Annotated in this window: 10 protein-coding genes and 1 pseudogene; 7 read left to right on the top strand and 4 right to left on the bottom strand. The window is 29.7% G+C overall.

Annotated elements, in window-relative coordinates; genetic code table 11:
• Positions 1-406: 406 nt before the first annotated feature.
• Entirely contained in the window at positions 407-1,561 is a 1,155-nt protein-coding gene (locus GFJ36_RS16605; RefSeq protein WP_097890900.1) for a ribonuclease, read from the bottom strand.
• A 298-nt stretch (positions 1,562-1,859) separates the two neighbouring features.
• On the bottom strand, positions 1,860-2,861 hold the full coding sequence (locus GFJ36_RS16600; protein ID WP_097890902.1) for a helix-turn-helix domain-containing protein: 1,002 nt from the start codon (positions 2,859-2,861) through the stop codon (positions 1,860-1,862).
• Positions 2,862-3,264: 403 nt separating this feature from the next.
• Here GFJ36_RS16600 and GFJ36_RS16595 point away from each other — a divergent pair, with 403 nt between their 5' ends.
• The 4 genes from GFJ36_RS16595 (at position 3,265) to GFJ36_RS16585 (ending at position 5,584) form a co-directional block, all read left to right on the top strand.
• A complete protein-coding gene (locus GFJ36_RS16595; RefSeq protein ID WP_098961775.1) occupies positions 3,265-4,437 on the top strand; it encodes a tyrosine-type recombinase/integrase in 1,173 nt (390 codons plus the stop codon).
• Between the two features lie 176 nt (positions 4,438-4,613).
• Positions 4,614-4,811: a hypothetical protein gene (locus GFJ36_RS16590; RefSeq protein WP_088609974.1), complete on the top strand. Its 198-nt coding sequence runs from the start codon at positions 4,614-4,616 to the stop codon at positions 4,809-4,811.
• Positions 4,812-5,106: 295 nt separating this feature from the next.
• Complete coding sequence (locus tag GFJ36_RS29725) at positions 5,107-5,301, top strand: hypothetical protein (RefSeq protein ID WP_242016006.1); 195 nt, start codon at positions 5,107-5,109, stop codon at positions 5,299-5,301.
• A 64-nt stretch (positions 5,302-5,365) separates the two neighbouring features.
• Complete coding sequence (locus GFJ36_RS16585) at positions 5,366-5,584, top strand: alpha/beta-type small acid-soluble spore protein (RefSeq protein ID WP_098133712.1); 219 nt, start codon at positions 5,366-5,368, stop codon at positions 5,582-5,584.
• Between the two features lie 223 nt (positions 5,585-5,807).
• Here the strand turns inward: GFJ36_RS16585 and GFJ36_RS16580 are convergent, their stop codons facing one another.
• On the bottom strand, positions 5,808-6,125 hold the full coding sequence (locus tag GFJ36_RS16580; protein ID WP_088609976.1) for a 2-acyl-glycerophospho-ethanolamine acyltransferase: 318 nt from the start codon (positions 6,123-6,125) through the stop codon (positions 5,808-5,810).
• A gap of 119 nt (positions 6,126-6,244) precedes the next feature.
• On the opposite strand from GFJ36_RS16580, the gene GFJ36_RS16575 reads away from it, so the two are divergent.
• Both GFJ36_RS16575 and GFJ36_RS16570 read left to right on the top strand, forming a co-directional pair.
• Positions 6,245-6,424, top strand: coding sequence for a hypothetical protein (locus GFJ36_RS16575; protein ID WP_088609977.1), 180 nt, complete (start codon positions 6,245-6,247; stop codon positions 6,422-6,424).
• A gap of 260 nt (positions 6,425-6,684) precedes the next feature.
• Complete coding sequence (locus GFJ36_RS16570; RefSeq protein ID WP_157349687.1) at positions 6,685-7,446, top strand: hypothetical protein; 762 nt, start codon at positions 6,685-6,687, stop codon at positions 7,444-7,446.
• A 182-nt stretch (positions 7,447-7,628) separates the two neighbouring features.
• On the opposite strand, the gene GFJ36_RS16565 is transcribed toward GFJ36_RS16570, so the two are convergent.
• Positions 7,629-8,099 (bottom strand): DUF5065 family protein, encoded by a 471-nt coding sequence (locus GFJ36_RS16565; RefSeq protein WP_097890912.1) that lies wholly within the window; start codon positions 8,097-8,099, stop codon positions 7,629-7,631.
• A 358-nt stretch (positions 8,100-8,457) separates the two neighbouring features.
• Here GFJ36_RS16565 and GFJ36_RS29720 point away from each other — a divergent pair.
• Positions 8,458-8,727, top strand: a pseudogene (locus GFJ36_RS29720) (DUF1963 domain-containing protein); the annotation flags it as partial.

The following is an 8,727-nucleotide window of genomic DNA, read 5'->3' as shown; positions in this document are numbered from 1 at the left end:
AAGCTTGTCTTTTAAAACTTCTTAAGTGAGTTACTAATTTTATAATACTTAGATTAATAATATTGTTTACTTATAAATAGAGTACTTTCTTAAAAATCATTTTTATTTCTGCTTTAATAGGGATAGAATTACATGTATTAATGGATTTTATTCCTATAATCGGATGACTGAGTAAAGAGGTATCAAAGTTATTATAGGTTTATTTTAAGAAAATAGATAATTTAGGAAGACCACTTACTTTATTGAAAGGGGTGGTCTTTTTTAAGTTGAGGTTGTATTCTCGTAAATAACTGTTGTAGTTTTCGAAAAATGTTTGATTAATTTAACGTTATGATCCCTGATAAAAGAACAAAAAGAAAAAGTGCATTCGGAAAAATTTTTTTATTAAAACATGCTTTTTCTAAGTTCAATTTAATTTTGTTTCAAATTCAGCTAAAGTTCTTGAAGCGCTACTAAACTTTTGTTCAGAAAGTTGTCTTGATTTTTGAGCTTCCTTCATTCTGTCTTCCATTGGAGCTACACCTCGTGCCCCTTGCAATATAGCATTTGCTGCATTTTCTCTATAATTTGCCGCAAGACCAAACTCTTCTCTAAATTTATTTATTTTTTCTTTTAGAACAGGGTCATTTATTTTATCAGCAGCATTAAAATTGATATTCACTTTTGACAATTCCCTGTATTTAGTTGATACAATCTCCATTTGTTTTTGTAAAGTATTTTGGTCTACAGTTGCTGGAGTTTCTCCCTCTTTGTTGAAAACTGATTTTACTTCTTGATTCCATATATCATTATACTCTTTTATCATGGAATCAATTTTAGGTTTAATTTCATTCTTGTATGTAGCAGCATCCTTGTCTGAAGAAGATTGAGGCTGTTCTTGTTTAGTTGTAGTCTCTGTATAATGCTGATCTATATTAAATCTAATTTTATATTTTTGTGTCTTCGCAATGGTTATTTCAGGACTTTGTTTATTTATTTCAAAAGTAAAATCAACCCACTGTATAGATTCCAAATCTTTTGTTCCGTAATCATTAAATACAATTTTATTATCCTGTGTATCATCTATTTTTTGAGTAGGATTTATAAAATTTTGTTTAATAAATGTGGATGGCTCAAATAGATCACCCTGATTAGTAGTAGCACGCATCCTATTAAAGCTAAAAGAGAAAGTAGACTTTGTTGTATTTTCAATTGTAAATACAATTCGGAGAGAACCCACATCTTTTCCATTTAAAGTCCTTTCTTTATTAGTTAAAGATAGTTGGTTCATATATACTTTAAGCCCATCAAAATTATCTTCGAATTTTGCATTATCATAAATTATGAAATGCTCATTATTTGTACCATTAGGACTATATTTATAGGGCCCAGCATTAATAGTTGCATTTATTTCTTTTACCGGCACCTCTTCTTTTGTATCTTTTTTCTGTGTATCGCTTGATTTTTTTGAGCTCTCTTGCTTGGATTTTTCCGCTGTGCTAGCAGTATCATTAGATTCACAAGCTGTCATCCCCATAAATAAAGTACTACATGTTAAAGCTACTAATAATTTCTTATTCAAAATTCAATTCCTCCAAATATTCAAATGTAATATTTATTATAAAAAATTTAGTTCCCTATTTTTTTAAAAATATCCACTTTGGTGTCTTAATTTAAAAAAGTACCCATTTTCTTGTCTTGATATGAGGACAAAAAAATGGGTACTAAATAAAATGTATCTGTTAATAATTCAGTATTTTACACTATAAGATTAGTTCCTACTTTCATGTCTTTGTACACATTGCTATTAAGTTAAAATTTATAAATCTAAAAAAGCGTGGAAAGATTTATTTTCCAGGCTTCTTATTATTAATAAATATTTACTGTTGTTCTAAATTTTTTATATAAGATTTCACAGCTTGCAATAAGAATTCTTCCTGTCCCATACCAGCATTCGTTGCCATTTGCACTATTTTTTGCTTAAATTCATAATCCGCATGAAAAGTTAATGGCTCTACATTACTTTTAAAGTAAACTCCTTCTACATGTGGAAGGATCGTACCTGATTTCATATGAGAATGTAAGTATTTAATCTCTTCTTGAAACTGTAATGGATCAACTTGTAATATGAAAGGTTTAATTTCTAATTTAATAGTATCTGATGAAATACTCAATCGCATATTTGTGACACCTAGCTCTTTGTAAAATAAATTTATTAGATTATAAGTAATGGAATTAAATAGCTGAGGTTTTTTAAATGAAAAAGATAAATACCCTCGTTTTGTAATTACAGCTTGCTTACGGAAAGGTTCAAAGGAGTAATTATGTTCTTTATACGTGGATAGGGGGAAAATTTCTTCGTCTTCTGTAAGAATCTTGCCGTCTGCTCCATTGATTTCTATTACTCTCGCTATTTTTCTGGTATGTTGATGGGTTAATAATTGATATAAATATATATCTTCGTCTTGAATCTTAGCAATGAATGTTTTTCGCTCTTTTGATGTAGTTTTTTCATAAGTAAGTTGAAAAGTTTCAAGGTCATCTTTATCAATGATATATACTTCTTTTCCGCGCTTTTCAATCTTTGAAGCAGGTAGTTTTCCAGATTTGATATATGTAAAGACAGTAGATGGTGCTACATTAAGAATCTCAGCTGCTTCTTTTGTACTATAACCCTCAATCTCTTCGATATTTTTTAAACGTTCAATATCCTCTAAATAGAAAATCTTACTACCGAATTGCTTCCAGTTATCTTTATATACACATTCTATTAATCCATCTTTTTCTTTCTTTAAAATTGTTTGTACCGTTACTCCTAATAAGTCGGCTGCTTCTTTTGTCGTTACAGTAGGTTTTGTAATGAACAATAAATCCTGTGTCATGAAAGGACACCTCCATAACTATTGTTTACTAGTATTTTAGATATGTATATATCATATCAGAATATGAGATATATTTAAAATGAGAAATAGAATTTATTAAAGTTCTTATGAATTTTTGTAGTTTAAAAGTATTTTTGATTTGTTTTATCATTTAATGTGTTTTTAAATTTATCTTCATTGTAAAATGGATTTAAAATATAAGATATTATCTATTAAAAGATATCTATTTACTAATAAATTATAAAAAAATATACGTATAGGATAATAGAGAAGAATGTAGGATTCTTACAGAAAGAAAATGATTTATCATTTGTATAATTAATAGAAGTAAAATAAAATGATAAGTAAGGATAATAAAGAGAATTATATTCATAATCTTCAATAGGAGAGGTGACTTCGAAATATGGATAAACAAAATGAAAAAGAGAACTTACCTATAACAATGAATCAAAGTGAAGATATAGATACATATGTAGAAAATATAAGATATATGGTTCCATTCCTGCATGATAGTCGTTATGTAGATAAGGTGGAAGAAAAGATGGAGGTTGCAGAAAAAGAGGGAAAGAGTAAATATACGTATTTACGTGATCTGGAAGTTATTTATCATTTCGTACATTTACAAAAAGATATGGATGAGAAGAAGAATAGAAAAGGGGATACGAAAAAGAGTTATGTTTCTGAAATCTTATCATTTTGTCAATGCATGGTGCAGCATGCAGAAGAATTCGATTTGAATGGGGAAGAGGTACAGCAAAATGACTCTTTATTAAAAACATTGCAGCCTTGGCATATTCGTAAATATAATGCTTGGTTGAAGCAGGTAGAGAACGGTAGGGATGGGGATACGTACGCGGTCGCAACACTTGCCAAAAAATCAGTACTTATACGTTCTTTTCTAAAACACCTTTATGTATTTGCTTATATTAAAAGACCTCTTCATGAAGAACTGCAGCGTGCAAATGTAAATGAACAGGATCGGCCAAATCGGGACCTATCCTATGATGAAGTAATGAAAATTTTAGGGTTTTATAAAGAACAAGGTCATTTAGTAAACTATACAATTTTACTATCTCTAGCAAGTACCGGTGCAAGAATTCAGGAATTGTGCACCGCGAGAGTGAAAGACTTACATTATGACGGAAAGTATTGGTTAAAAGTCACAGGAAAAGGGGATAAAGTACGTGAACTTTTCATTCCTGAGCATTTATTCCAATGTATTAGCGAAATGAGACGGAGAAGAGGATTTCAAACGATATTGGATCGGGGAGATGAATGTCCTTTATTCGTAAATCAAAGAGGGAATTTTTATAATCCGAAAACGTTATCAAATCAGGTAACAGACATGATAAAAAAGACAAATTTAGATTTCTTAAAGTATCGTGAAAATCCTGTAACGGCACATACATTCCGTCATGCATTTGCAATCATGGCAGTTGAACAAGGAAACGCGGATCTATATCACTTAATGCAAACACTAGGTCACGAAAATATCCAAACAACAAAAATCTATTTAGAGAAGCATATGAAAAGAAAGAATAATGTGGGTACTTCATTTGCGGATATGTTGGTATGAAATTTAAATATAAAATTCTTGTTTAATTATGTATTTTTTATATGATTAACATGGGATATCACCAATATTTCGCGGGTTTTGTACGGCATACCTAACCATTGAATAGGAATATTTAGTAGGCTATTATAAATGTAGAAATTCACGAGGAATATTCTTTAAAGGAGAGTGATTACTTTATGTTAAGAAAATGGATAAATAAAGCAAAAGAACCTAAATGTATTCATAAATATAACTTTATTAAAACTCAAGATAGTGAAAATTTTAAAACAGGACAGATGGGTACAGCTAGTTTTTATAAATGTGAAAAGTGTGGAAAAGAAAAGATCGAATATAAATATAATAGTGATATAAATAGTGACTATTGGAATATTTAAAGTAAATTGTTTAATAAAACAGAGATTTACTAATATGGGTCACTAACTGGCTTACGGAAAATGCATTTCAAGGAACCTTTTATGTACATGAGTTGGTTAGCAGTCTACGTCATTTTAATGATTTACCTTATATTCGCTTCGATTCGTTTAAGCATACGTAACATAAAATATATTAAAGAGAAAATAAGAAAGCGTAGAGCTATAAAAAAATAACGTAAAGAGAGACCGTCCTAACGGGCGGTTTTATTGTTATACTGAAGTGCAATGTAGATTATTTAACATTTGAGGAGGGTTAATTATAGAATACTCAAGAATCTACACATTAAGAAACGACCAAGAAAAATCAATAAAGGTAGAGTCCTGGCGTTCATTTCGAGAAGAAATGAATGTATTAGGAATTCAGGATTCAGATATTTTTCAAGGTCAGTTAGTTGAATATGGGAAAGAGAGAACGAAAAAGAATTCTCCTAAAAATCCTAGAAGAAAATAGTCTACTTACGTATAAATATCATAATTAAGCACATGTTATATACAAATATAGTGGAGGTGCAATTATGAATATTCAAAGACACCAAAGTAATACAAATGAAATTCTTATTTCTGCTGCAGCAAGCGCTATTGAGCAAATGAAGTATGAAATTGCCCGTGAATTAGGAGTTACACTTGGACCTGATACATCATCACGTGCAAATGGCTCTGTCGGTGGAGAAATTACAAAGCGCTTAGTTCGAATGGCTGAAGAGCAATTAACAGGACAATACAGATTACACTAAGATTAAAAAATAAAAGGAAAAGGGTCCCTAAGACGAATTCTTTTCCTTTTATTTGCAAAAGTCCAAAAAACATTTTTAAGAACTTAAAAACGACCACTCAGATTAGTTTGTAAGAGTTTTTATTTGGTTCAACAATACAATAAGTACAAAAACTCATTAAACCCTTTAAAAGTAATCTTAAGACTGTTAAACGTTATTAAACCTAAATTCGCTATTTTTTGTTTTAAGGTGTAGTCTGCAAGAATTCCTCTACAAATTCTAAAATTATAGCATAAGTTAAAAGACCGATTGGTAATAAATTTCCCAATAAAACAAAAATTCTTTTGGTTAAATTCTCTTTACTGAACATTGAAATGACGCTTAAAGGAACAGCAAATAAGGAAGCAAAAAATATAACTGATATAAAAACCTGTAAAATAGATACTATATTTTCATTTGAAGTCATTGCTAACATATATAAGGATATTGGTAGAATTGTAATTGAAGTTAATGCTGTTAAGAATGAAATTTTAGTAAACACCCTCAAATTTTCCCTTTTCAAAAAAATCCCCTCCATTTACTAAAAATAATAATAGATCGATTGGAACTTTGTTACAATGGACATTATACAAAACCATATATTAAGTAACATTAAACTAAACAAAAAAGGAAGTAAAAAGTATGGCTGCATATACTGAAGAGCAATTTATATATTTTACAACTAAATTGAACCAATTGGAGTTTGTAAAAGAGAATCAGGAAACATATTGGGATGAATATAGAAAACTACAAGACTGGCTGCAAGAACAGCAACTAAGTACCAGTTTTATTAGTTGGGTTGAAAAGAGGATGAAGAAATAGTTCTTTATTTATCCTTTAGAAGTATCCATTATATCATGTATTTAATTAATAAATAGGGTAAGTGAGGCATCCAGAGGGATGCTTTTTCTTTTGGCATAGAAATCCTCTTGGTGACTATATTTTAAATATAATTTATAAGCAAGGTACGTGAAATTTAATAATGCGTGTAGAGAGGAGATTACATTTAATACAATTAGGGAAGAATGGCATATAAGATGATGGATTAAATACATTTACTTTTATAAAAATGGAGGAGTGTTATGAACGCAGTTTCTAAAGAGTTTAAGCAGACCATAAACGCATTAAGTGCTGCCAACACATATTTAGATTGCTTAGTACAAACTAAAACGTATCTGCAGTTTCTAATACTTATCATATTTTGTATTATTACAGTCTACCTACCTTTTCCTTCATTTACGCTTAATTATATAATTGAATTAGATATACTAATGCAATACATAATTAAATCCATTTATTTTTCTTTTCCTATTTCATTAGTCTTCCTATTCATAATGCGAGATCAAAGACTTTTGTTTTCTAAAAAAATCATTTTCCAGCAGCTAAAAATTTCTTTTTTCTGTGCTTTCATTATTTATGCTATTATGTTGTTATTTTTAGCCGTACTAATATCTTTTACAACATTCAAAGGAACATCTAATCCTATTGAGAATGAAGGGATTACTAATATGCTTCACAAAACGCCTGGGATTGCAATTCAATTAATCGGAGAGAACATTATGTTTGTATCTATATTGTTCTTTTGGCATAAAATCATACGATCCTTCAAAATAAGCCCCATCGCTTCAATTACAGCCTCTTTAATATTGTCTGGAAGCTCATTTGGGTTACTCCATCTCTCTACGTATAACTATAATTGGGTACAATGTTTAACTATCATTGGGATACCAGCTATCGCTCAAATGATTTTCTTTCTAATATTTAAAAATATTCATATGGGATACATACTTCACTTCAATTACAATTTAATCATTATACTTTTTAGCTATATAGCTTCTATTTAAAATAATTTACCACTGAAAATAAAAGAAAAGGTACCCCTGCTGCAAGGTACCTTTTCTAAGGGGTATAACTCATTAGTTAAGCGGCCGTTGGTCAAGTATACCGCCTAGACTATTACATGAGTTATATTTTTATTATACATTGATCATATCAAAAATATTATCATTAGTGAAATTAACTTTCATTATTTTTTAATTTTAAAGCTGCCACCATAATAATAATTTTCTCCAAGTTTCATAACAACTACATATGATTCTGGCTCATAAACTGATGTAATAGGTGTTACAAATCTACCATAATTATGCTCAGTACCAGTATCATATATTGTTTTATATCTTTGCATATTTACTACTTCATTCTCATCTTCACTTAATCGATATATCTTTACAATACCTTTATCTTTACCGCCTGTATAAATTTTAATGTCCAAAGTATCTCCATGCTTCAATTCACCAACAGCTAATTCTTGTGAAAAATCTGCATTATGATGAAGTAAAAAATAGTTTTGCCATTGCCAGTCATCGAAAACCGGTGATGCTTTCTGTATAAATTGAGATTCAGCAGAAGCAGGTGTAATGCTTCCTGCAGTATAGGAAAATACACTTCCTCCAATAGTTAATGCTCCAATAATAGCTACTTTTCCTAAAAGTTTCATTTTTAAGCCTCCTAGTTTATTAAGAACTATAAAATCTTACTCATGAAAAACAGCTGTCCAATCATTAGATGGTAATATTTTCTATCTAAATTTTAACATATACAGATTTTTCTGCCAATCAACTGATAAAAATATGGGGTAAAATAAAGTTGGATTATAAATACTCTGAAAATCCTTAGTAACTTAGCACTAAAAAGAATCCATTAAAAAAGATTAAGCAAATTTGATTCTGACTCGTAAAATTGCTGCTAGCCGCACCTTTCAAAAGAATCGTTATAACAAAAAACACACATTATTGATACAATATACTTATTAATTGAAATACAGAGAAAACAATAAATTTAGGAGGAGAAATACTTTGGAAATAGTTCAAATTAAGAATATCCTAAGAAAACAAGCAACTCTCTTTCAAACAGGAGGAAAAAGACCTGATTTATCTATAAATGAAAGTTGGATTGGAAGGATTCCCTATTCATTACCAAATGAAACTTACCCAATTGACCGCTATCAAGAAAAGATGTATGCGATCATGATGCTTAATTTAACTCAAATACCTTTTGTTCCTGAAGCAGTAAAAGACACGAAAGCCATCGCAGTGTTTCTTTCTCCAAACTTTGCAAAAGACTTA

Source organism: Bacillus sp. EE-W1, assembly GCF_009760835.1.
Classification (GTDB): Bacteria; Bacillota; Bacilli; order Bacillales; family Bacillaceae_G; genus Bacillus_A; species Bacillus_A wiedmannii.
This window is presented reverse-complemented; position numbering and strand designations above follow the sequence as displayed.